Genomic DNA, 22,965 nt, shown 5'->3' on the forward strand with positions numbered 1-22,965 from the left:
GGCGGGAACTTGCAAAAACATGGACATGCAAAAAAGCAAGCTCTTTCGTTTGACGAAGAACTTGCTTGCGGGGATCAATAAAACTGGTGCAGCAGCAATAAGGTTAAGGATACTGTAATCGCTCCCCCGATGCGGGTAGACACTTGGGCGAAAGGCATTAGCTCAAGCCTTTCAGCGGCGCTTAAAATGGCAACGTCACCCGTGCCGCCTTGCCCAGAATGACACGCATTGATTATGGCGGTTTCAATCGGATACATGTTCAGCCATTTTCCAGTGAAGAAGCCAACTGCCATCATGGTCACAACGACAGACAGAATCGTAATAATATTGCTGAGGTTAAAAGCGGCGACAAGCTTGTCCCACGGCGTCATGGATACCCCAATCGCAAAGAGAAGCGGGTAGGTCACAGCTGTTGAAAAGAAGCGGGACACTCCAAACGCGCCATTTTCAATTGAGGCAGGCACCAATCTGAACAGCTTGATTAGAACAGCCAGTAACAGCATGGCAACGGGTGCCGGAAATCCGAAAAAGTCATGGGCGAGCATGCCGACTAAGTATAAAGAAACAGCAAGGATACCGCCTGACGCAAATAAAGAAAGGTTGAACATTTGCTGTCCGCTTTGAGATTCCTCCAGCGCAGGGGACTCTTCTTCGGAGCGGTCCACTTTGCCGTTGCCTGTCCATTCCGGTTTTTTCTTTCCGATGCGGTTCAGCAATCCCGCTAGAATAATCGCGCACAAGCTGCCCAGCATAATCGATGGCAGAACAAGTGCAAACGCTTCCCCTTGAGAAATGGGCATGATGTCAGAATATCCGATGGACAGCGGGATAGCGCCTTCTCCGACTCCTCCAGCCATAATCGGAATGACAATGTACAGCAGGGTATGCTGAAATCCGAGTCCGAGCAATGTCCCGACAGCCAGTCCGACAATAGCGGCTGTGACAGATCCGACAATAAGCGGAATAAAGATTTTCATGAATGCTTTTACGAGTGTTTCTCTTTTCATGCCGAGAATGCTTCCGACGACAATACCGGCGATAAACAAATATAGAAAGTTTGAGTTTTCTGTAAATTCTGTGGTGGATTTGACGATATCATTAGGCAGCAGGTGATAGTACACGACAGCGGACGGAATAAAAGTAGCTAGGATGGCCGGGCCGCCGATAGAACGAACAATCGGTATCGATTTGCCGATTTGGGCAAAGGTAAACCCGAAAAACGCCATGACGGCAATGGATGTCAAAATGTCACTTTTTACATCGTGATGCATAACAAAAACAGTGATTAATATAAACAGCAAGGCATACACAGGAAGCGGTATGATGCCTACTTTTATATTCATGGCTTTCGCAAACCAATTCTCTTTTCGAACCCCTTCGTGAATTGTATCCGTTTGCAATTGCATGTGTGTTTGAAGCTCTCCCATTGAAAAACCTCCCCTATTCTTGATGCAGTGAAATTGTTCACTATGTTAAGTATACTAAAAAATTGAAATTATTAATATATTAAAAATTTACTATTCAACTTTTCTCCACTTGCCGGTTCAAATGAAAAGAGGCATCCTGCCTAAAATCTGTTTATGACGGAGTGCTGAGAAACGAGTGCTGGTGCAGGGCAAGCATTTTGTTCGCAAGGAACGATGTGTTGATGTACGATAATAAAGGGTCATTTATCCTAGCAGCCGACATAAATAAGCAACAAAATAGACAAAAATCCGTCACATAGGGCGGGACTTTTTAGGTATTTTAGGCTTTATTTTTGAAATGAATCGTTGTAAAGTACTTAATATGAACCAGTCAGAGATTGTGTCATTTGGTCAGTCTGGCAATCTTGTCTCATATTGGACGACTTTTTGACACATTTGTGAAATATTGAACAATATTTTTTTCGTCTATTTTGTGAATTACTGATCAAAGTCTCGGTTCTATTTGTGAAGTAGTGAGCAAATTAACAGTTTTAACCGGAAATGGAGGAGAAAGCATGAGTGAATTGGTATTAGCCCGCATACAATTTGCATCAACAACGTTGTTTCACTTCTTGTTTGTGCCGATGTCTATCGGGCTTGTGTTTATGGTTGCGTTGATGGAGACTCTTTATCTTGTAAAGAAAAATGAACTGTATCTCAAAATGGCAAAGTTTTGGGGACACTTATTCTTAATAAATTTCGCAGTCGGTGTTGTAACGGGGATTTTGCAAGAATTCCAGTTTGGACTGAACTGGTCAGATTACTCCCGTTTTGTCGGAGATGTATTTGGCGCTCCGCTTGCGATTGAAGCATTATTGGCGTTTTTCATGGAATCTATTTTTATCGGATTATGGATTTTTGGCTGGGACCGCCTGCCGAAGAAAATTCACGCTCTCTGCATATGGCTCGTATCATTCGGAACGATCATGTCATCTTTCTGGATTTTAACAGCAAACTCCTTTATGCAGGAGCCGGTCGGCTTTACGATCAAAAACGGCCGCGCGGAAATGAATGATTTTGGCGCGTTGATTACAAACCCTCAGCTTTGGGTTGAATTCCCGCACGTTATTTTCGGTGCGCTTGCCACTGGAGCTTTCTTTATTGCCGGAGTGAGTGCTTTTAAACTGCTGAAGAAAAAAGAAGTGCCGTTCTTTAAGCAATCTTTTAAACTCGCAATGATCGTCGGCCTTTGTGCCGGTCTTGGCGTCGGCCTTAGCGGACACATGCAGGCTGAGCACTTGATGGAATCACAGCCGATGAAAATGGCTGCAAGTGAAGGCCTATGGGAAGACAGCGGTGACCCTGCTGCTTGGACCGCTTTTGCGACGATCGATACAAAAAATGAAAAAAGCTCAAATGAAATCAAAGTTCCTTATGCCTTGAGCTACTTGGCTTATCAGAAATTCAGCGGAAGTGTCAAAGGGATGAAAACCCTTCAGGCTGAGTACGAAAAAATATACGGTAAAGGCGACTACATTCCGCCAGTGAAAACGACATTTTGGAGCTTCCGCATCATGGTAGGAGCAGGTGTTGTCATGATTCTTGCTGCGTTAGGCGGCCTCTGGTTAAACCGCCGCAAAAAGCTTGAAAACAGCAAATGGTATTTGCGCATCATGATTGCTTTGATTTCCTTCCCGTTTCTTGCGAACTCCGCGGGCTGGATTATGACAGAAATCGGGCGTCAGCCTTGGACGGTTATGGGTTTAATGACAACGGCTCAATCCGTGTCGCCTAACGTAACAGCGGGTTCCTTGTTATTCTCAATCATCGCATTCGGTGTGATGTACATGATTCTGGGCGCGCTGCTTGTCTTCTTGTTTATCCGTGAGATTAAAAAAGGTGCGGAGCATGATAATCATCATGATGTGCCTGTATCAACAGATCCATTTAGTCAGGAGGTATACCATGGCATCTCTTCATGATCTTTGGTTTATACTCGTTGCTGTATTGTTTGTAGGATTCTTCTTTTTGGAAGGCTTTGATTTCGGGGTCGGCATGGCGACCCGTTTTCTTGGCCATAATGAATTAGAACGCAGAGTGCTGATCAACACGATCGGGCCGTTCTGGGACGCGAATGAAGTCTGGCTTTTGACTGGCGCAGGCGCCATTTTCGCGGCATTCCCAAACTGGTATGCAACGATGCTGAGCGGTTATTACATTCCGTTTGTCATAGTGCTGCTTGCGTTAATGGGCCGCGGGGTCGCGTTTGAGTTCCGCGGCAAGGTGGATCATTTAAAATGGGTAAAGGTTTGGGACTGGGTCGTTTTCTTCGGCAGTCTGATTCCTCCGTTTGTGCTTGGTGTGCTGTTCACGACATTATTCCGCGGGATGCCGATTGATGCCGACATGAACATTCACGCACATGTATCTGATTATATCAATGTATATTCTATACTTGGCGGTGTGACGGTAACACTTCTTTGCTTCCAGCATGGATTAATGTTTATCACGCTGCGTACGATTGGTGATTTGCAAAACCGCGCCCGGAAAATGGCGCAAAAGATAATGGGTGTTGTTTTTGTAGCGGTTCTTGCCTTCGCGGCCCTTTCTGCGTATCAGACAGACATGTTTACACGCCGCGGCGAGATTACCATTCCGCTCGCTGTTTTGATTGTCATCTGCTTTATGCTCGCGGCTGTATTTATTCGTAAGAAAAAAGACGGCTGGACATTTGGGATGACAGGCGCTGGTCTGGCGCTGACCGTGGGAATGATCTTTATTTCCCTATTCCCTCGCGTAATGGTCAGCTCGCTTCATAGCGCATACGATTTAACAGTAGCTAACGCTTCTTCCGGAGATTATTCGCTTAAAGTCATGTCAATTGCAGCATTAACGCTATTGCCGTTCGTCATCGGCAGCCAGATCTGGAGCTATTATGTCTTCCGGAAGCGCGTCAGCCATAAGGAGCCTATGACTTATTAATGGGAAAAGACCTGTTTCGATATAAAGGAATGAAGCGGATTCTCACCTTGATTACTTGTTTAACGCTGATTCAGACAGCCGCCATTATTATGCAGGCAGAGTGGCTGAGTGAGGCCGTAACCGGACTGTTCAACGGGAAGGGCATTACCTCTCTTTTTCCGGTGATCAGCTTTTTCCTCATCGCTTTTATCGCCCGGCACGGGGTGACGGTGGCGCGACAGAAAATCGTCTATCAATACGCCGCCCGGACAGGAGCAGATTTGAGGAAAAGTTTTCTTGATCAGCTGTTCCGATTAGGCCCCCGCTTTGCAAAGAAAGAGGGGACGGGGCAAATGGTGACGCTGGCGATGGAAGGCATCAGCCAGTTCCGCCGCTACCTGGAGCTGTTTCTGCCGAAAATGGTCAGCATGGCGATTGTGCCTGCGGCAGTTGTCATTTATGTGTTTTTTCAGGATCGGACATCAGCCATCATTTTAGTCGCTGCTATGCCGATTCTGATCATCTTTATGATTCTCCTCGGCCTTGTCGCGCAGAGAAAAGCGGATCGTCAGTGGAAATCCTATCAGAGACTTTCCAATCATTTTGTTGATTCTCTTCGCGGGCTGGAGACATTGCGTTTCCTAGGTTTGAGCAAGTCACACATCAAAAATATTTTCTATGTGAGTGAGCGGTATCGCAAGGCAACGATGAGCACACTCCGGGTGGCGTTTTTGTCATCATTCGCCCTCGATTTTTTCACGATGCTGTCGGTGGCGACAGTCGCAGTATTTCTGGGCCTGCGCCTAATTGACGGCGATATTTTGCTTGGCCCTGCTTTAACGGCGCTTATTCTGGCGCCTGAGTATTTTTTGCCGGTGCGGGAAGTGGGGAATGATTATCATGCAACGCTGAACGGCCAGGAAGCAGGAAAAACCATTCAAGAGATTTTGTCGCAGCCTGGTTTTAAAGAAGAGACGCCGCTTCAGCTCGAAGCTTGGTCCGATCAGGATGAGCTGAAGCTGTCAGGCGTGTCAGTCGGCCGTTCGGTGTCTGATATTCATCTCTCATTCAAAGGCAAGAAAAAAATCGGCATTATCGGTGCAAGCGGCGCCGGAAAATCAACATTAATTGATATTCTCGGCGGATTTTTAGAGCCGGATGGCGGGATGATTGAGGTTAATGGTACAAGCCGGTCCCATTTGCAGGACGGCAGCTGGCAGAAGAACCTTCTTTACATTCCCCAGCATCCGTACATTTTTGATGATACGCTTGGCAACAACATTCGCTTCTACCATCCAAGCGCTTCGGCAGAGGATACAACACGTGCTGCTGCCTCAGCGGGACTGACGGAGCTGGTGAACAACCTTCCTGACGGATTAGAGGGACGGATCGGGGAAGGCGGCCGGGCGCTCAGCGGCGGCCAGGCACAGCGTGTCGCGCTGGCCCGCGCCTTTTTGGGAAACCGTCCGATCCTGCTGCTGGATGAGCCGACCGCCCATCTTGATATCGAAACAGAATATGAAATAAAAGAAACGATGCTGGATTTATTTGAGGATAAGCTCGTCTTTCTCGCGACTCACCGCCTTCACTGGATGCTCGATATGGACGAAATTATCGTGCTTGACGGGGGCAGGGTTGCGGAAATCGGGACTCACAATGAACTGCTGGAGAAAAACGGTGTGTATACCAAACTCGTGAAGGCACAACTGGGGGAAAGAGCATGAAGAAAGAAGAATGGATTTTGCCGTATATCAAGCAAAATGCCCGCCTGTTCGTTCTGGTTATCTTTTTGGGTGCGGTGACGATTTTTTCTGCTGCTTTTCTCATGTTCACCTCAGGTTTTTTGATTTCTAAAGCGGCGACAAGGCCGGAAAACATTCTGCTCATTTATGTGCCGATTGTCGCTGTGCGCACCTTTGGGATTGCGCGCTCTGTGTCGCGATATGTGGAACGGCTCGTCGGCCATCACATCATTTTGAAAATCGTATCTGACATGCGCGTCCGCCTTTACAATATGCTTGAGCCGGGTGCTTTGATGCTGCGTTCCCGTTTTCGCACGGGGGATATGCTCGGCATTTTGTCTGAGGATATTGAGCATTTGCAGGATGCTTTCTTAAAAACGATTTTTCCTGCGATCTCAGCCTTGCTCCTGTATGCTGTGTCAGTGATAGCGCTCGGCTTCTTCTCTTGGCTGTTTGCCATATTGCTTGCGCTTTATTTGTTTGTTCTTGTTGTATTGTTTCCGGTTGTGTCTTTGCTCGTGACGAGAGCGAAGAATGCGAGGCTGAAAAGCGGACGGAATGTGCTGTACAGCCGTCTGACAGATGCCGTGATGGGTGTCAGCGACTGGATGTTCAGCGGACGCCGGCATGCTTTTATTGATGCTTATGAAAAAGAGGAACATGATTGGTTTGAGCTTGAACGGAAAAAACAACGTTTTACGAGATGGCGGGACTTTGCTGCGCAATGCTTTGTCGCCGGCCTTATTTTGCTGATGCTGTTTTGGACAGCGGGACAGCAAGCGGACGGCGAGCTCGCTAAAACGATGATTGCCGCTTTTGTGCTAGTGGTATTTCCGTTGACGGAAGCCTTTTTGCCGCTTTCGGATGCCTTAGGCGAAGTGCCGGGCTATCAGGATTCTATCAGACGCATGAACAAGGTGGCTCCTCAGCCGGAGGCGTCACAAACAGAATCAGGGGCTCAAATGCTCGATCTTCAAGATGTCACCTTGGCCTTTCGTGATGTGACGTTTTCTTATGACAACAGCAGCAAAGTGCTTGACAACTTTTCCTTTACGCTGCGCCAAGGAGAAAAAATGGCGCTGCTCGGCCGAAGCGGCTCTGGGAAATCAACATCGCTTGCATTAATCGAGGGCGCCTTGAAACCGGACTCCGGTTCTGTAACGTTAAACGGAGTGGAGACAGCGCTGTTAAAGGATCAGATTGCGGATGCGGTGGCCGTGTTAAATCAAAAACCGCACCTGTTTGATACAAGTATTTTGAACAACATCAGGCTCGGAAACGGAGAAGCAAGCGACGAGGATGTGCGCCGCGCCGCAAAGCAGGTCAAGCTGCATGACTACATTGAGTCATTGCCTGATGGATATCATACCTCTGTACAAGAAACCGGCATCCGTTTTTCCGGTGGAGAGCGCCAACGGATCGCACTTGCGAGGATTTTGCTGCAGGATACACCGATCATCATCCTCGATGAGCCAACAGTCGGCCTCGATCCTATTACCGAACGTGAATTGATGGAAACGGTGTTTGAGGTGCTGAAAGGAAAAACGATTTTATGGATTACCCACCATCTCGCGGGAGTGGAAGCGGCTGATAAAATCGTATTTCTCGAAAACGGCAAAACAGAAATGGAAGGAACCCATGAGGAGCTTCTGGCGGCAAATGAACGGTACAGCCGCCTGTATCACCTTGATGTTCCTGTAAAATAGAAGACAGCCCTAAAAGGCTGTCTTTTTTGTTTGAAAAAGAAAAGGGACAGGAAAAATAGGAAAAGAAAGCAGAGGAGGGATCGAGATGAATGTTCCATATTGGACGGAAGAGCATGTAAGGGCCACGCTTCCTGAAAGAGATGCGGAGAGCCATAAAGGCACGTACGGTACGGCTTTGCTGCTGGCTGGAAGTGACGACATGCCGGGGGCAGCGCTGCTTGCAGGGCTTGGGGCCATGCGGAGCGGTCTCGGCAAGCTTGTCATCGGTACATCAGAAAGCGTAATCCCGCTAATTGTTCCTGTTTTGCCCGAGGCGACCTATTGGCGTGACGGCTGGAAAAAGGCGGCGGATGCTCAGCTTGAAGAGACGTACCGGGCCATTGCCATCGGACCGGGCCTTCCGCAAACGGAAAGCGTACAGCAGGCAGTCGATCATGTGCTTACGGCTGATTGTCCTGTTATTTTGGATGCCGGAGCGCTGGCGAAGCGCACATATCCGAAACGGGAGGCTCCCGTCATCCTCACGCCGCACCCGGGCGAGTTTTCCCGAATGACAGGGGTGCCCGTGAACGAATTGCAGAAAAAAAGAGCGGAATATGCAAAGGAATGGGCGGCTCAGCTGCAGACTGTCATTGTGTTAAAAGGAAACCAAACCGTCATCGCGTTTCCTGATGGAGACTGCTGGCTCAATCCAACCGGAAACGGGGCGCTCGCCAAGGGCGGAACCGGTGACACGCTGACGGGCATGATATTGGGGATGCTCTGCTGCCATGAAGATCCAAAGCACGCCATATTAAACGCGGTCTATTTGCATGGTGCGTGCGCCGAGCTCTGGACGGACGAGCACTCCGCTCATACGTTGCTCGCTCATGAGCTATCTGACATCCTGCCCCGCGTGTGGAAACGATTTGAATGATAAAAAAGCTGTCTTCAGAGAGAAGACAGCTTTTCTTGATACCCCGCCCGTTTTTTCAGACGCGGTTTCATTAATACATAGTAAAGCACAGAAGGCACGGCCAAGCCGATAATCCATGCGATGTCTCCGCCGCCAAACATTTTGGCAAGCGGTCCGATGTAAAAGCTTGTGTTGATAAACGGAATTTCCAGCAAGATAGACAGAACGAACGCAATTGTGGTGATCCAATTGACCTTTCCATAAGGCCCGTTTACGTCGAACATGGCTTTGACTTGATACTTTCCGTGGCGAACGAAGTAGTAATCGACTAAATTGATTGCCGTCCACGGAATTAAGAAATAACTGATGAAAAAGATAAAATTCAAAAACAGCTCCATAAAATTGCTCTGTCCCAGTAGGCTTAAGACTGTGCCGACAAGCGTGACACCCAGGATCATGATGATTCTGACTTTGGGCGTGACTTTTAATTTCAGAAACGGCTCCAGCGTTGTTGTCGTGGACATGAAGGCCCCATACAGGTTAAAAACATTAATTGCCATTTGTCCAAATAGCACAATGATCAGCATAATAAACGAGAAGGGACCGAACAATTGGACAATCTGGCTGCCTGAGTTTGCCGTAAAGTCAGGAAGTGAGGTTGTCAGCAATGCGCCGAGCAGCATCATCCAGATGGAGCTGACAGATGTACCTGCATAGCTGTACCAAAATGTTTTTGAAGCCGGTGTTTTAACTGGCAGATATCTTGAATAATCGGCAACATACGGCGCGTAGGCAAGCTGCCACGTCGCAACTGCGCTAACTGCCACCAAGAAAATTGGCAGATCAATCGCTCCGGGAATCCAGCTGCCTGCCGGAATCGGCAATTGAAAAATGAGAATCGTTGCAGCAAAAAATACAGCAAAAGAGGTCCAAGAAAGGATTTTTTGCATTTTGTGAATCAAATCATGGCCGAAAATGGTGAGTAAAAAACATACGGCGCTTAAGCCTATAATGCTCCATGATCCCGGGATGGGAACAAAGCTGCTTAAGGTTCCGGCCGCCAGAATCGTGCTGCTTGCGAAGAAACCAAGGTAGATAAACATGACTAAGAAGAGGGGAAGAATCGCTCCGATTACGCCGAATTGGGCACGGCTTTGAATCATTTGCGGGATGCCTAGCTGAGGGCCTTGCGCGGAATGAGACGCCATAAATATGGCACCGATTAAGGTTCCGCAAATAATAGCGGCAACACTCCAAAACAGATTAAGTCCCATTGCAACGGGAATCGTGCCGGTCACTAACGTGGTGATATGCATATTAGCCCCGAACCATACGGGAAATAAATCTTTCGCTTTACCATGTCTCTCTTCATTCGGAATATATTCAATCGTTCGCCTTTCTACTTTCAATGCATCGTCCTCCATATTGGATGTTTTTTTGAAATCGACATAAAGTCATAGCTTAACAGACTATAAGGGGGTTTACAAATAAGGATATGCAGCCAAACGGCCGGGAAGCCTGATCTGTCAATGGCTGAAAAGAATTGTAAAAAAGATGAACGCTTTTGAATCCGGTGTCGTCTCATAAGGCAGAAAAACAAAAAAGGGGGGATCACGGTCATTGGATACACATGAAGAACAGCGGCTGATCCAGCAGGCGAAAGAGGGAAACGACGAGGCGTTTACAGCCCTTTTCCACTATCACTATTCTTTCTTATATAAATACTTGTTAAAGCTTTCCCTTCACCCCGATCTCAGCGAGGAACTTGTTCAGGAAACCTTTCTGAAAGGGTACATCCATTTAAGAAGCTTTCAGGGCCGTTCAAAATTCTCCACATGGCTGATCTCCATTGCATCGCGGCTCTATCTCGATCACCAGAAAAAGAGAAAGAGAGAATGGAAACGGAATCAGACAGTTACGGAGGAAACAATCCGCAAGATCAAGTGGGACGTGTCGGCGAAAGGGGCAGAGTGGAGCGAAACGCTCGATCTGTTTTCAAAGCTGGACCCTAAACTGCGCACACCGGTTTTATTAAGGCATTACTACGGCTATACCTACGCTGAAATCGGGGTGATGCTTCAAATCAAAGAAGGCACTGTAAAGTCCAGAGTTCATAAAGGGCTCCAGCAAATCAGAAAGGAGTGGGACGATGAATAAAGAAAAGCTTTCTGATCATTTAAAGTCAGAATGGAAAAAAATTGATCAAACAGCCAATCCCTCTATACCGAATCAAAAAGAACTGCTTCACCAGCTGTCACAAATGAAAGCTGAATACAGAAAAAAACTTCTTCAAGAGATCATTTTATTTGTATTCTGCGCGCTGATGGTTGTGAGTGCTGCAATCTTAGCTTTCACTCAAGCTCCTGCTGTGTTTATTGTGCTTCAGGTTTGTGTGCTTGCGGTGCTGCCGATTTTGATTGCGGCTGAGAAAAAAAGGCATCTCGGCGAATGCGAGGTGAAACGCGGATGACACAAACAGAAATTATCATAACGGTTGCGGCTTGTCTCATCGTATTGGCGCAGGGAATCTTTTTATTTATTGATGCGAAAAAACGTAATCGCATGGCATGGGTTTGGGGGATTGTCGGATTGATTCAAGCACCGATGCCTCTGATTTGTTATTACTTTTTTGTCATTAGGCCGGATCGGAAGAAAAGGGGGATCAAGCAATGAATATTTCTTGGGAAATGATTTTGCCGCTGATTGTATTACAGCTGGCTTTGGCGGTGTTTGCCCTCATCAGCTGTATAAAAGAAGAGCGGACGAACGGGCCAAAGTGGATGTGGGCTGCAATCATCGTATGTATCAATATTATCGGGCCGATATTATTTTTCACCGTCGGCAGAAAGCAAAGGTGAGCTGGCATGCTGTCTATTGAGTCATTATGCAAAACATATCGGCATCACGAAGCTGTAAAGAATGTCAGTTTTCACGTGAATGAACACGAGTGTGTCGCACTATTAGGACCTAATGGAGCCGGCAAAACCACGACTCTGCAAATGCTGGCCGGACTGCTTTCGCCAACCTCCGGAAACATTAAGCTGTTAGGAGAAAAAAAGCCGGATCGGCGTTTGATTGGGTACCTCCCGCAGTATCCTGCTTTTTATTCGTGGATGACCGCAAATGAATTTTTGACATTTGCGGGGAGACTGTCCGGCCTTTCGAAGAGAAAATGCCAAGAGGAAATCGGCGAGATGCTGGAATTTGTCGGTTTGCACGAAGCGGCGCACAAAAGGATCGGGGGCTATTCAGGAGGCATGAAACAAAGACTCGGTCTGGCACAGGCACTGCTCCATAAACCGAAGTTTTTGATATTGGATGAACCGGTGTCTGCACTTGATCCGACAGGACGGTTCGAGGTGCTGGACATGATGCGTGAGCTGAAAAAGCATATGGCCGTTCTGTTTTCTACACATGTTTTGCACGATGCAGAGCAGGTGTGTGATCAAGTGGTGATTATGAAAAACGGTGAAATTTCATGAAAAGGCGAGTTACAGGAGCTGAAACAACAGCAGCAAACGAACGTTTTTACCCTTTCAGTGAAAGAGAAGCTGGAAGGCTGGCTTGAAGAGAAGCCTTACGTCTCAGCTATTGTCTATAAGAATCCGTCCCAAGCTGTTTTCGAGCTGCCTGATATACACGCTGGCCGGTCATTATTAAGTGACTGTATCCGAAAGGGATTGACCGTCACCCGATTTGAACAGAAAACGGAGTCTCTAGAAGACGTCTATCTAAAGGTGGTGCACGCATGAAGGTGATGATGACGCTTTTGCAGAAGGAGTGGCTGGAAGGATGGAAAAGCGGCAAGCTGATTTGGCTGCCGATTGCGATGATGATCGTCGGGCTGACACAGCCGCTGACCATTTATTATATGCCGGAAATCATCGCACATGGAGGGAACCTTCCTGACGGCATGAAAATCAGTTTTACGATGCCCTCCGGGTCTGAAGTGATGGTCAGCACGCTTTCTCAATTCAACACGCTTGGCATGGCTCTGGTCATCTTTAGCGTGATGGGCAGTGTAGCCAATGAAAGAAATCAAGGGGTAACAGCGCTGATTATGTCGCGGCCTGTGACGGCAGCCCATTATATCGTGAGTAAATGGCTCATCCAAAGCGTGATCGGCATTATGTCGTTTGCAGCTGGATACGGGCTTGCTTACTATTACGTCCGGCTGCTGTTTGAGGACGCATCATTCAGCCGCTTTGCCGCAAGCCTTGGCCTTTACGCTCTTTGGGTGATATTTATTGTGACCGCCGGCCTTGCCGGAAGTACGATATTCCGGTCTGTCGGAGCAGCTGCGGCTTGCGGGATCGGGCTCACAGCAGCTGTTTCCTTTGCTGTTTCACTATTTCCAGATGGTGCGAAGTGGCTTCCGGCTGAGATTTGCAAGCAGGCGGAGCATATCCTTCTTCATGGAGAGCGGGCAGATTTTTTCGGATGGTCACTCACTTTCTCCATTCTGTGCATCATGCTTCTGGCCGTGTTTTCTGTGTGGCGCTTCCGGCGGTATGAAAGCTATTAATTGATCATGTTACGTTTTTGCGCGAGCATCACAAAAAAGGCGGCAAATGCCAGAGACCCGGCTCCATAAAAAACTCCCGCAAGCCCGACAAGCTGTGCGATTTTTCCGGCAAGAAGGGGCCCGAGGAAGATGCCTAGCGCATAAAATGATTGATAAAACCCCATCACTGACATTTTTAAACGGGCAGAACTGATTTCGACGACATGGCTTAGCAGCAGAGGAAAAACGAAGCCGAGCGCCAGTCCGATACAGGCGTGTGTGATGCAAACCGTGAACAATGCAGCTGAAAAAGGAACGTATAGCAAACAGACCCCGGTGACAGCGAAACTAATGAGCATCACGAAGTAAGCGATACGGCTTGTAAAGCGCAGAAACACAAAGCTTAATGTGGCGGCTGCGTGTGGGAGGAAAAAGGCGCTCATCACCCAAAGAAGCTCCGCGTCGCCCATTCCGAGCTGATTCATGTAAAGCGGCGTAAAACCAAACACTGTGATAAATAATACGGCATGGGCCGTCATAGACAGGATGGTGAAAAGCTTCAGCTTTGGCAGCCGCAATGTATCTTTGATGTACTGATTGACACGAATGGTGCCACGGTTTGCGGGAGGAGCAGACGGATCCTGAATAAAGCAGCAGATCACCAGACCTGCGGCAGAAGCTGCCAGCGCCATCCAAAAAGGAACCTGCCTCCCTAAATGGGCTGCGGCGAGCCCGCAGAACACAATGCTGGCAAACTGAGGCATGACGGTAAAAAACTGCATGATGCCCATTGCTTTTGATGCATTGCCATTGTTGAAATAATGTGCGTATAAAATGGTCGCCATCACCCACGTAGAAGCAGTGATTCCCGCGAAAAGCCGGGCGGCCAGCACGAAGAAGAAAGAATCAAACATCAGAAAAAGCAGGCTGCTGAGGACGGAAAAGCCGAACCCGGCAATTAACAATTGCTTGCGCAAGGAAAACAGGATGTCTGACAAAAGGCCGAGCGGGAATCGCAGAAGGATTTGCGTGACCCCGTAGCTGCCGAGAATGATGCCGATTGCGCCATATGAAAAGTGCAGATCCTCCAAATACAGACTGAATACAGGAACGTAAATATAGCCTGAAAACCAGAAACAAAATACCATGCATAAAAAAACGGCGTGATCTAAGGCGCCGATTGTTTTTTTCTGAGGAATCAAGTCCTGCTGTAATTCCATCGTATCTCTCCACCCCTTTCCTTCCAGTACAACACAATTGTTGAAAGCGTTTCAATAGAAAAATAAAAAAACAGGGCTTCAAAAAAAGCCCTGTTCGCTTTTGTTAATACGGATCAGATGGATGGCTCTCCTGTTCAGCCTGCTTTGCAGCCTGTTCCGTTTCAGTTGTGCCGATCGGCCCGTTGCTGTTGTTTTCGGAAACCTTTTTTAGCCCTTCTGCTACACGTTTTCCGTAGTCAGGATCAGCTTTTGTGAAATTCTCAATCATTTGATCCTGAATTTCTTTTCGGCACGTAGAAAGCGTATTCACCAAATTCGTAATCAATTCGTTCCGCTCAAATTCAGTAAATCTCCGGTACGTTTCTCCAGCCTGTCCGAAGTTGTTTGTTCTGTCAATCGCTTCACGCTTTACATCACCTTCGACATGCGGCGTATGGTCTTTTCCGTCCTGCTTCGCTTCCTTCAGCCCGCCCATAATGGATGGCTCATAGTTGACGTGCGGGTTTTGTCCTTCTGCTCTATCGACCCGATATTGCATCTGCCCGCCTTCCTGGTTGGTGGCGACATGCTTTTTCGGCGAGTTGATCGGAAGCTGCAGGTAATTTGCGCCTACACGGTAGCGCTGCGTATCAGAGTAGGCAAACGTACGCCCCTGGAGCAATTTGTCGTCTGAAAAATCAAGCCCGTCGACAAGCACCCCCGTTCCAAATGAAGCTTGCTCCACTTCCGCATGGTAGTTTTCCGGATTTTTGTTCAGAACCAATTTGCCGATCGGTTTCCATGGAAAATCGTCTTTATACCACAGTTTTGTCGGATCAAGAGGATCAAAGTCCAGTTCAGGATGCTCATCATCGCTCATGATTTGTGCATACACTTCCCACTCTGGATAATCGCCATTTTCAATCGCGTCATATAAATCCTGTGTGGCATGGTTAAAGTTTTTCCCTTGAATCTCTTCTGCTTCCTTCTGTGTCAGGTTGCGGATGCCCTGCTTCGGTTCAAAATGGTATTTCACGAGAACGGCCTTGCCCTCCTCATTCACCCATTTATAGGCATGTACGCCTGAACCCTGCATTTGCCGGTAGTTGGCCGGAATGCCCCAAGGCGAAAACAAGAAGGTGATCATGTGTGTCGCTTCAGGAGATTGAGAAATGAAATCGAAGATACGTTCACCATCCTGGATGTTTGTCACTGGATCAGGCTGAAATGCGTGTACAAGATCCGGAAATTTCAGCGGGTCGCGGATAAAAAAGATTTTTAGGTTGTTCCCGACCAAATCCCAGTTTCCGTCTTCTGTATATAGCTTTACAGCAAAACCGCGCGGGTCTCTCAATGTTTCAGGCGAGTGTTTTCCATGATTCACAGTTGAAAAACGGACAAATGCCGGTGTTTTCTTGCCTTTTTCCTGAAAGAGCTTGGCCCGTGTGTATGTTGAAATCGGTTCGTCTCCGAAGCTTCCGTACGCTTCAAAATACCCGTGTGCACCTGCTCCCCTGGCATGAACAACCCGCTCAGGGATGCGTTCCCGGTCGAAGTGGCTGATTTTTTCGAGAAAATCATAGTTCTCAAGTGTTGTAGGCCCTCTATTCCCGACGGTTCTCACATTCTGGTTGTCAGTAACAGGATGCCCCTGCCTATTCGTTAAGGTATCCTCTGACTCGTTTTTCCCGGATGTCTTATGGGAAAGCGCTTCCTCGCTTCCTTGGGCATTTGTTTGGTGCTGCTTGTTTTGATGATCATCTTTCAATGGTTGGCCCTCCTTTTTTGAACGGTAACAATATTCCCTGAATGGAAAGATTTTAAAACAGCCGTTTTTTTTGATCTGCTTCGGGAATGGTACAATGTACAAAAATCGGTAAAAGGAGAGGTCGATTCGTGACGAGAGAAAAAAATCCGCTGCCCATCACGTTTTATCAAAAAACCGCTCTTGAGCTTGCCCCATCGCTTCTGGGCTGCCTTCTTGTAAAAGAAACAGACGAAGGCACAGCGTCAGGCTATATTGTGGAAACAGAGGCCTATATGGGGGCTGGAGACAGAGCGGCCCACAGCTTTAACAACCGCCGGACGAAGCGGACTGAGATCATGTTTGCAGAAGCTGGGCGGGTATATACATACGTGATGCACACCCATACATTGCTGAATGTCGTTGCCGCGGAAGAGGATGTCCCGCAAGCGGTATTAATCAGGGCGATTGAGCCGCATGAAGGCCAGCTGTTAATGGAGGAGAGAAGGCCGGGCAGGAGTCCGAGGGAATGGACAAACGGACCAGGAAAGCTGACGAAAGCGCTTGGCGTCACGATGAATGACTACGGACGCTGGATCACGGAACAGCCGCTTTACATCGAAAGCGGGTACACACCGGAAGCAATTTCAACCGGCCCGCGCATCGGCATTGACAACAGCGGGGAGGCACGCGATTATCCATGGCGTTTCTGGGTGACGGGAAACAGGTACGTGTCGCGTTAGCATGTTTAAGGAAGAGGCAATCAGGGGAATGGTTGAGAAAAAAGAAGGGAGAATCGGAGCTTTGAAAAAGATGATCAAAACCGTTATCAAATGGGCGCCGGTCATTTACCCGATTGTTCGAAAAATCATGAAGGACCGCAAGGCGTCTAAACAAAAGAATATGTCCGCATCTAGAACAGCCGGCTGACTCCGGCTGTTTTTTTATAGGCCAGTTTTCCCTCTAGTCCTCCGGATGCTCATTGACTTGCCATTCTCTCCATTATAGAATTTATATACATTTCGCATCCCTTCATCATCCTTTCTGCCTATTCACTGAATCCCTGCATCTACTAGATAGGAGGTTTTTCTCATGCTTCATGGGCGACTTCGTGATATTCTGCGCTTGCTGATGGCGGCTGAAGCCCCGGTGACAAGTTCGTTTTTTGCCGCGCAATTAAACGTAACGACGCGGACAGTCCGCAATGATATAAAGGAACTGCAAGGTGTGCTAAGCGGCCACGGTGCCTTTGTACAATCTGTAAGAGGCTCCGGCTACAAGCTCCGCATTGATGACGAGCAAGTATTCAGAACACTGCTGCAAGATGTATTTCAGCAAAAAAAGGGCCTGCCGGTATTGCCGGAGGAGAGAATGGCCTATCTTATGAAACGTCTGCTGCTGGCGGACCATTATCTCAAGCTCGATGAACTTGCTGAAGAACTATTTATCTCAAAATCTACACTCCAAACGGATTTAAAGGAAGTAAAGAAACGTCTGCTGCCTTACCGCATCGTCATGGAAACACGTCCGAATTACGGCTTCAAGCTGCGCGGGGACGAGGTGCAGATGAGGTACTGCATGGCGGAGTACATTGTCGATGAAAGAGAAACGGAGATAGATGTTTTAAATGAAAAGGCTGATATTTTGCCAAAAGAAGAAATTGAGATCATCCGTTCCGCCATCTTGAAAAAAATGAAAAACGACCGCATCCCTCTGTCCAACATGGGACTGAATAACCTCATTATCCATATCGCTATCGCCTGTAAACGGATCAGAACGGAAAACTATGTATCTCTTTTCCCGAAAGATATGGATCATATCCTGCATCAAAAGGAGTACCAGGCTGCAGAAGCCATCGTAAAAGAGCTGGAATCAGCGCTTGCCGTTACGTTTCCGAAAGACGAGACGGCCTACATCACCATGCATCTCCTTGGCACAAAACGAATGACACAATCACAATGCGGAGAGGGCACATTCTCAATAGAAGAGGAAACCGATCAGCTGACACTTGCCATGATCAAAGCTGTTGATCGTGAACTGAAGCTTGGCATACTGCATGACAAAGAGCTGAAAATCGGCTTGGCCCTGCATATGAAGCCAGCGATCAGCCGCAACCGATACGGCATGAATCTTCGAAATCCGATGCTGGCAGCGATCAAGGAACATTATCCACTCGCTTTTGAAGCCGGGATCATTGCCGGAATCGTGATAAAGGAACAAACGGGTATTGAGATTCATGAAAACGAAATTGGATATTTGGCTCTCCACTTTGGCGCCGCGATTGAACGAAAAAAAACAGAAAGCCCGCCGAAACGCTGTATCATTGTATGCGCATCGGGTGCCGGAAGCGCCCAGCTTCTGCGCGAAAAACTCCGTTCCCATTTCGGCAAGCGGCTCGATATTCTTGGAACGGCTGAGTATTATAGTCTTGATCAAATGTCCTACGAATCAATTGATTTTGTCATCAGCACCATTCCGATTAAAAAAGAGCTCCCTGTACCAGTACTGAAGGTTAACACCATCTTAGGCGGAACTGACTTTACAAAAATAGAATCTATACTGAGTGATGAAAAGGAAAAAGCCAATCGCTACCTAAAAAAAGAACTCGTTTTTTTTCAGGAGGATCTGCGCTCAAAAGAAGAAGTGATTCAATTTTTAGGGCAGAAAGTGGTCGAATGCGGCTTTGCCGATGAAGAAATCATAGATTCCATTTTTGAAAGAGAAGACATGTCGCCAACGTGTTTTGGCAATCTTGTTGCCATCCCGCACCCGCTTGTTCCGCAGACGAAAACAACGTTTTGGGCCGTTTGTACGCTCAAAAAACCGATTGATTGGGAGAGTCAGCGAGTTCAATTTGTCTGTCTGCTTTGTGTCGAAAAGGAGAACAAAGCGGATTTGCAAAGCATGTATAAGCTGCTTGGAAGCATTTTGGATGACCCGGCGGCGGTGAACCAGCTGGTCAAATGCCGTTCATATCAAGAGCTTTCGGAGGTGTTTGACCAAAAAATGCTGAGCTGACAGCCTGTATATACCTTTTTTCCGTTGCCTGCGGAAAAACCCTGAGTGTTTATGAAAGCGATTTCATAATATGATGATAGCAACAGCAGGACATTACAAAATTGATCAAACTTTAGGGGGTTTTTTACATGAATATATTACTCGTTTGTGCAGCAGGCATGTCTACTAGTTTACTGGTGAGCAAGATGGAAAAAAGTGCGCAGGAACAGGGAAAAGACTATACCATTTGGGCAGTTTCAGGCGATTCTGTACAAAATCATATCGATAAAGCGGATGTATTGCTTCTCGGTCCGCAAGTCCGTTACATGCTTCCGCAGCTCAAAAAATTAGGAGAGTCAAAGGGGGTTCCGGTAGACGTCATTAATACCGTCCATTATGGCACGTGCAATGGGGCGGAAGTGCTGAAATCAGCTGAACAGCTTGGACATGTGTCATAGAGAGGGGCGGGCTATGTGAATAAAGTCAATCAGATCTTAGAAGAAAAGGTCATGCCTATAGCGGGAAGAATTGCGGGACAGCGTCATTTGCAGGCGCTGCGTGATGGTATCATCCTCACGATGCCCCTGATTATCATCGGTTCCTTTTTCCTCATCATTGGCAACCTCCCGATCCCGGGATACGCTGAGTTTATGGCGAAAACGTTTGGCAGCTCCTGGTCTGAAAAACTGGCCTACCCAGTCGACGCGACCTTTGAAATTATGGGTCTTGTCGCCGCGTTCGGCATCGCCTACCGGCTCGCCGAGAAATACGGCGTTGATGCCTTGTCGGCCGGAGCCATTTCCCTTGCGGCATTTTTATTAGCAACACCTTATCAAGTGCCGTTTATGCCGGATGGCGCGACGAAAGAAATCATGGTTGGCGGCGGGATTCCGCTTTCGCTCATGGGGAGCAAAGGCCTGTTTGTCGCCATGATTATCGCAATGGTGTCCACAGAGATTTACCGCCTCATTATCCAGCGCAATTTAGTCTTCAAAATGCCGGACGGTGTTCCGCCGGCGGTAAGCAAGTCATTTGTCGCGTTAATCCCCGGCTTTGCCGTCATCTTCCTAATTTGGGCAGCCCGGCTGATTGTTGAAGCGACACCGTTTGAAAGCCTTCATAATATTGTAAGCGTTTTATTGGGGACTCCGCTTTCCATTCTGGGAGGAAGCCTTGGAGGAAGCCTTGTCGCCGAAGCCGTCAAAATGCTTTTATGGGCCTGCGGCCTTCACGGTGCAAACATTGTCGGAGGCGTCATGGCACCAATTTGGTACGGCGCAATGGATGCCAACCGGATCGCATTCCAAGCCGGTGAGGAGCTTCCTAAGATTTTCACCCAGCAATTTTTCGATATCTGGGTCAATATCGGCGGAAGCGGCGCCACATTGGCACTGGTTGTCACGATGTTCCTGCGCGCCCGAAGCAAACAAATGAAGCAGCTCGGGAAGCTTGCGGTCGGCCCGGCCATCTTCAATATTAACGAACCGATTATATTCGGAATGCCGATCGTCATGAACCCAATGCTCTTACTTCCGTTTATCATCACACCGCTTGTCACAGTGACACTTACGTACATCGGAATGAGCACCGGCCTTGTCGCAAAACCGGCGGGTATCGCAGTGCCGTGGACCATGCCGCCGATCTTTTCAGGCTACTTGGCGACAGGAGGAAAAGTCTCAGGCGCGGTCATGCAAGCCATTAATATTGCCGTGTCCTTTGTTGTCTACTATCCATTCTTCAGAATGTGGGATAAGCAGAAGCTGAAAGAAGAAAACGATCTGGAGCTGGTCCAAACGCCTGCAGCATCAGATGACAAAGAAGCGGTCCTGTAGAGAAAGGAAGTGAATCGCGTGAATGAGGAAATGGAACAAATCATTTTTCAAATCATCCTTCACGGAGGAAACGGTAGGAGCTCCGCAATGGAGGCCATTGCCGCTGCGAAAAGCGGTGACGCAGAAGAAGCGCGGAAAAAGCTTCAAGACGCTGCTGAAGAATTGTCAAAAGCCCATCATTATCAGACAGAGCTGATCCAAAATGAAGCGGGCGGAGAAAAGACGGAAATGACGCTTCTGATGGTTCATGCACAGGATCATTTAATGAATGCAATGACAGTGAAGGATATGGCTGCAGAGATCATTGAGTTATATGAAAAAATCACCGAGCAAAGGGGAGCAAGCATATGACAAAAGGATTGAAGATTGTAACGATTGGCGGAGGTTCAAGCTATACGCCCGAGCTAGTGGAGGGGTTCATTAAACGGTATGATGAGCTGCCTGTCCGAGAATTATGGCTTGTCGATATCCCCGAGGGCGAAGAAAAGCTGAATATTGTCGGCACACTCGCCAAACGGATGGTTGAAAAAGCTGGCGTCCCGATTGACATTCATCTTACGCTCGACCGGAGAAAGGCGCTGAAAGACGCAGACTTTGTCACGACTCAATTTCGCGTCGGACTTTTGCAGGCAAGAGCAAAGGATGAGCGCATTCCGCTAAAATACGGAGTGATTGGCCAGGAAACAAACGGCCCGGGAGGCCTGTTTAAAGGATTGCGCACAATTCCGGTCATCCTTGAGATCGCAAAGGACATAGAAGAGCTTTGCCCGAACGCTTGGCTTGTTAACTTCACAAACCCTGCCGGCATGGTAACAGAAGCCTTGCTTCGCTACTCCAACCTGAAGAAAGTCGTCGGTCTCTGTAATGTTCCAATCGGCATCAAAATGGGCGTAGCCAAAGCGCTTGATGTAGATGTGGACCGCGTAGAAGTCCAATTCGCCGGACTGAACCATATGGTATTTGGGCTGGATGTTTTCTTGGATGGCGTAAGTGTGAAGGAGCAAGTCATCGAGGCGATGGGCGACCCGAAAAACGCGATGACGATGAAAAATATCTCAGGCGCCGAATGGGAACCGGATTTCTTAAAAGCGCTCAATGTCATCCCTTGCGGCTATCACCGTTACTATTTCAAAACAAAAGAGATGCTGGAGCACGAACTGGAAGCATCACAAACGGAGGGCACCCGCGCTGAAGTCGTACAGAAGGTCGAAAAAGAGCTGTTCGAGCTTTATAAAGATCCGAACCTTGCGATCAAACCGCCGCAGCTGGAAAAACGGGGCGGAGCTTACTACAGTGATGCAGCATGTAACTTAATCAGCTCCATTTATAATGATAAACATGACATTCAGCCGGTGAACACGATCAATAATGGTGCAATAGCGAGTATTCCAGACGATTCGGCAGTTGAAGTGAACTGTGTGATGACGAAAACCGGCCCTAAGCCAATTGCTGTCGGCGACCTGCCGGTGTCTGTCCGCGGCCTCGTCCAGCAAATCAAATCCTTTGAACGTGTCGCGGCAGAAGCGGCAGTTACAGGTGACTATCAAACTGCGCTCCTTGCCATGACGATTAACCCTCTTGTCCCGTCCGATACTGTGGCCAAACAGATTTTAGATGAAATGCTGGAGGCGCACAAAGCGTATCTGCCGCAGTTTTTCAACAAAATTGAAGCGTAAAAAAAGCCGGCCTGTACTGGGCCGGCTTTTTCTTACTTGCTTTCAGTCAGCGCTGCAACTTCGGTCGTCCATCCGAATTCGTCTGCGACAGCGCCTTTTTGAATGCCTGTAATCGTGTCATATAGTTTTTTTGCGATTTCCCCTGTTTCACCGTTGTTGATCGAAAGTGTTTCATCCTGCCAGATCAACTCGCCTACTGGGGAAATAACAGCTGCTGTACCTGTTCCGAAGGCTTCTTCCAGGATGCCGTCTTTATGGGCTTGGATGACCTCATCGATCGCAATTTTTCGTTCTGAAACTTGG

The 22,965-nt window shown here is 47.9% G+C and carries 21 protein-coding genes and 2 pseudogenes; 18 read left to right on the forward strand and 5 right to left on the reverse strand.

Annotation, left to right across the window (positions count from 1 at the left end; all coding sequences use genetic code 11):
* Positions 1–74: 74 nt before the first annotated feature.
* Positions 75–1,427 carry a citrate/malate transporter CimH gene (gene cimH / locus RAC86_RS09525; RefSeq protein ID WP_003227271.1) on the reverse strand — a complete coding sequence of 451 codons (1,353 nt, stop codon included), beginning with the start codon at positions 1,425–1,427 and terminating at the stop codon, positions 75–77.
* Positions 1,428–1,981: 554 nt separating this feature from the next.
* On the opposite strand from cimH, the gene cydA reads away from it, so the two are divergent.
* The 5 genes from cydA to RAC86_RS09550 all read left to right on the forward strand — a co-directional run bounded on the left by cydA (position 1,982) and on the right by RAC86_RS09550 (position 8,731).
* Complete coding sequence (gene cydA / locus RAC86_RS09530; RefSeq protein ID WP_003243795.1) at positions 1,982–3,388, forward strand: cytochrome ubiquinol oxidase subunit I; 1,407 nt, start codon at positions 1,982–1,984, stop codon at positions 3,386–3,388.
* The gene (cydB, locus tag RAC86_RS09535; protein WP_003244559.1) at positions 3,372–4,388 is read left to right on the forward strand and encodes a cytochrome d ubiquinol oxidase subunit II; all 1,017 of its coding nucleotides are present in this window, start codon (positions 3,372–3,374) and stop codon (positions 4,386–4,388) included. Before cydA ends, cydB begins: the two co-directional genes overlap by 17 nt.
* Entirely contained in the window at positions 4,388–6,091 is a 1,704-nt protein-coding gene (gene cydD, locus RAC86_RS09540) for a thiol reductant ABC exporter subunit CydD (RefSeq protein ID WP_377885540.1), read from the forward strand. The genes cydB and cydD overlap by 1 nt, the downstream gene beginning before the upstream one ends.
* A complete protein-coding gene (gene cydC / locus RAC86_RS09545; protein WP_377885542.1) occupies positions 6,088–7,815 on the forward strand; it encodes a thiol reductant ABC exporter subunit CydC in 1,728 nt (575 codons plus the stop codon). Before cydD ends, cydC begins: the two co-directional genes overlap by 4 nt.
* An 85-nt stretch (positions 7,816–7,900) precedes the next feature.
* A complete protein-coding gene (locus tag RAC86_RS09550) occupies positions 7,901–8,731 on the forward strand; it encodes an NAD(P)H-hydrate dehydratase (RefSeq protein ID WP_038429854.1) in 831 nt (276 codons plus the stop codon).
* Between the two features lie 14 nt (positions 8,732–8,745).
* On the opposite strand, the gene RAC86_RS09555 is transcribed toward RAC86_RS09550, so the two are convergent.
* Positions 8,746–10,119 carry a cytosine permease gene (locus RAC86_RS09555; protein WP_003244111.1) on the reverse strand — a complete coding sequence of 458 codons (1,374 nt, stop codon included), beginning with the start codon at positions 10,117–10,119 and terminating at the stop codon, positions 8,746–8,748.
* Between the two features lie 211 nt (positions 10,120–10,330).
* Here RAC86_RS09555 and sigY point away from each other — a divergent pair, with 211 nt between their 5' ends.
* The 6 genes and pseudogenes from sigY to RAC86_RS09585 all read left to right on the forward strand — a co-directional run bounded on the left by sigY (position 10,331) and on the right by RAC86_RS09585 (position 13,235).
* Entirely contained in the window at positions 10,331–10,867 is a 537-nt protein-coding gene (gene sigY / locus RAC86_RS09560; protein ID WP_015250905.1) for an RNA polymerase sigma factor SigY, read from the forward strand.
* Positions 10,860–11,180: a YxlC family protein gene (locus RAC86_RS09565; protein WP_003227289.1), complete on the forward strand. Its 321-nt coding sequence runs from the start codon at positions 10,860–10,862 to the stop codon at positions 11,178–11,180. The genes sigY and RAC86_RS09565 overlap by 8 nt, the downstream gene beginning before the upstream one ends.
* Positions 11,177–11,383, forward strand: coding sequence for a sigma Y negative regulator YxlD (gene yxlD / locus RAC86_RS09570; protein ID WP_003227291.1), 207 nt, complete (start codon positions 11,177–11,179; stop codon positions 11,381–11,383). The genes RAC86_RS09565 and yxlD overlap by 4 nt, the downstream gene beginning before the upstream one ends.
* Positions 11,380–11,568 (forward strand): sigma Y negative regulator YxlE, encoded by a 189-nt coding sequence (gene yxlE / locus RAC86_RS09575; RefSeq protein WP_003227293.1) that lies wholly within the window; start codon positions 11,380–11,382, stop codon positions 11,566–11,568. The genes yxlD and yxlE overlap by 4 nt, the downstream gene beginning before the upstream one ends.
* 6 nt (positions 11,569–11,574) lie before the next feature.
* Positions 11,575–12,462: pseudogene (locus RAC86_RS09580) on the forward strand (ABC transporter ATP-binding protein).
* Positions 12,459–13,235 carry an ABC transporter permease gene (locus RAC86_RS09585; RefSeq protein ID WP_335449964.1) on the forward strand — a complete coding sequence of 259 codons (777 nt, stop codon included), beginning with the start codon at positions 12,459–12,461 and terminating at the stop codon, positions 13,233–13,235. The pseudogene RAC86_RS09580 and the gene RAC86_RS09585 overlap by 4 nt, the downstream one beginning before the upstream one ends.
* Here RAC86_RS09585 and RAC86_RS09590 read toward each other — a convergent pair.
* Complete coding sequence (locus RAC86_RS09590) at positions 13,232–14,434, reverse strand: MFS transporter (RefSeq protein WP_015250907.1); 1,203 nt, start codon at positions 14,432–14,434, stop codon at positions 13,232–13,234. The genes RAC86_RS09585 and RAC86_RS09590 overlap by 4 nt on opposite strands.
* Positions 14,435–14,537: 103 nt before the next feature.
* Positions 14,538–16,181: a catalase KatX gene (gene katX, locus RAC86_RS09595; protein ID WP_015250908.1), complete on the reverse strand. Its 1,644-nt coding sequence runs from the start codon at positions 16,179–16,181 to the stop codon at positions 14,538–14,540.
* Between the two features lie 128 nt (positions 16,182–16,309).
* Here katX and RAC86_RS09600 point away from each other — a divergent pair, with 128 nt between their 5' ends.
* The 7 genes from RAC86_RS09600 to licH all read left to right on the forward strand — a co-directional run bounded on the left by RAC86_RS09600 (position 16,310) and on the right by licH (position 22,662).
* On the forward strand, positions 16,310–16,900 hold the full coding sequence (locus tag RAC86_RS09600) for a DNA-3-methyladenine glycosylase (RefSeq protein WP_003227303.1): 591 nt from the start codon (positions 16,310–16,312) through the stop codon (positions 16,898–16,900).
* Positions 16,901–16,928: 28 nt separating this feature from the next.
* Complete coding sequence (locus RAC86_RS09605; RefSeq protein ID WP_009968374.1) at positions 16,929–17,087, forward strand: hypothetical protein; 159 nt, start codon at positions 16,929–16,931, stop codon at positions 17,085–17,087.
* Between the two features lie 162 nt (positions 17,088–17,249).
* Complete coding sequence (gene licR, locus RAC86_RS09610; protein ID WP_377885544.1) at positions 17,250–19,175, forward strand: transcriptional regulator LicR; 1,926 nt, start codon at positions 17,250–17,252, stop codon at positions 19,173–19,175.
* 128 nt (positions 19,176–19,303) lie between these two features.
* Positions 19,304–19,612, forward strand: coding sequence for a PTS lichenan transporter subunit IIB (gene licB / locus RAC86_RS09615; RefSeq protein WP_003218755.1), 309 nt, complete (start codon positions 19,304–19,306; stop codon positions 19,610–19,612).
* Between the two features lie 15 nt (positions 19,613–19,627).
* Entirely contained in the window at positions 19,628–20,986 is a 1,359-nt protein-coding gene (gene licC / locus RAC86_RS09620; protein ID WP_377885545.1) for a PTS lichenan transporter subunit IIC, read from the forward strand.
* Positions 20,987–21,004: 18 nt separating this feature from the next.
* Complete coding sequence (licA, locus tag RAC86_RS09625; protein ID WP_003227313.1) at positions 21,005–21,337, forward strand: PTS lichenan transporter subunit IIA; 333 nt, start codon at positions 21,005–21,007, stop codon at positions 21,335–21,337.
* Positions 21,334–22,662 (forward strand): 6-phospho-beta-glucosidase LicH, encoded by a 1,329-nt coding sequence (gene licH, locus RAC86_RS09630; protein WP_003244285.1) that lies wholly within the window; start codon positions 21,334–21,336, stop codon positions 22,660–22,662. Before licA ends, licH begins: the two co-directional genes overlap by 4 nt.
* A gap of 32 nt (positions 22,663–22,694) precedes the next feature.
* On the opposite strand, the pseudogene RAC86_RS09635 reads toward licH, so the two are convergent.
* Positions 22,695–22,965, reverse strand: a pseudogene (locus RAC86_RS09635) (branched-chain amino acid aminotransferase); the annotation flags it as partial.

It is taken from the genome of Bacillus sp. LR_5, assembly GCF_042709275.1.

Excerpts from the sequence above, each read along its gene's own strand:
- RAC86_RS09590 (WP_015250907.1), bottom strand. The coding sequence starts at position 14,434 with ATGGAATTACAGCAGGACTTGATTCCTCAGAAAAAAACAATCGGCGCC.
- yxlE (WP_003227293.1), top strand. The coding sequence starts at position 11,380 with ATGAATATTTCTTGGGAAATGATTTTGCCGCTGATTGTATTACAGCTG.
- cimH (WP_003227271.1), bottom strand. The coding sequence starts at position 1,427 with ATGGGAGAGCTTCAAACACACATGCAATTGCAAACGGATACAATTCAC.
- cydA (WP_003243795.1), top strand. The coding sequence starts at position 1,982 with ATGAGTGAATTGGTATTAGCCCGCATACAATTTGCATCAACAACGTTG.
- cydC (WP_377885542.1), top strand. The coding sequence starts at position 6,088 with ATGAAGAAAGAAGAATGGATTTTGCCGTATATCAAGCAAAATGCCCGC.
- licH (WP_003244285.1), top strand. The coding sequence starts at position 21,334 with ATGACAAAAGGATTGAAGATTGTAACGATTGGCGGAGGTTCAAGCTAT.
- cydB (WP_003244559.1), top strand. The coding sequence starts at position 3,372 with ATGGCATCTCTTCATGATCTTTGGTTTATACTCGTTGCTGTATTGTTT.
- RAC86_RS09605 (WP_009968374.1), top strand. The coding sequence starts at position 16,929 with ATGGTTGAGAAAAAAGAAGGGAGAATCGGAGCTTTGAAAAAGATGATC.
- yxlD (WP_003227291.1), top strand. The coding sequence starts at position 11,177 with ATGACACAAACAGAAATTATCATAACGGTTGCGGCTTGTCTCATCGTA.
- licB (WP_003218755.1), top strand. The coding sequence starts at position 19,304 with ATGAATATATTACTCGTTTGTGCAGCAGGCATGTCTACTAGTTTACTG.
- cydD (WP_377885540.1), top strand. The coding sequence starts at position 4,388 with ATGGGAAAAGACCTGTTTCGATATAAAGGAATGAAGCGGATTCTCACC.
- RAC86_RS09565 (WP_003227289.1), top strand. The coding sequence starts at position 10,860 with ATGAATAAAGAAAAGCTTTCTGATCATTTAAAGTCAGAATGGAAAAAA.
- licR (WP_377885544.1), top strand. The coding sequence starts at position 17,250 with ATGCTTCATGGGCGACTTCGTGATATTCTGCGCTTGCTGATGGCGGCT.
- RAC86_RS09550 (WP_038429854.1), top strand. The coding sequence starts at position 7,901 with ATGAATGTTCCATATTGGACGGAAGAGCATGTAAGGGCCACGCTTCCT.
- RAC86_RS09585 (WP_335449964.1), top strand. The coding sequence starts at position 12,459 with ATGAAGGTGATGATGACGCTTTTGCAGAAGGAGTGGCTGGAAGGATGG.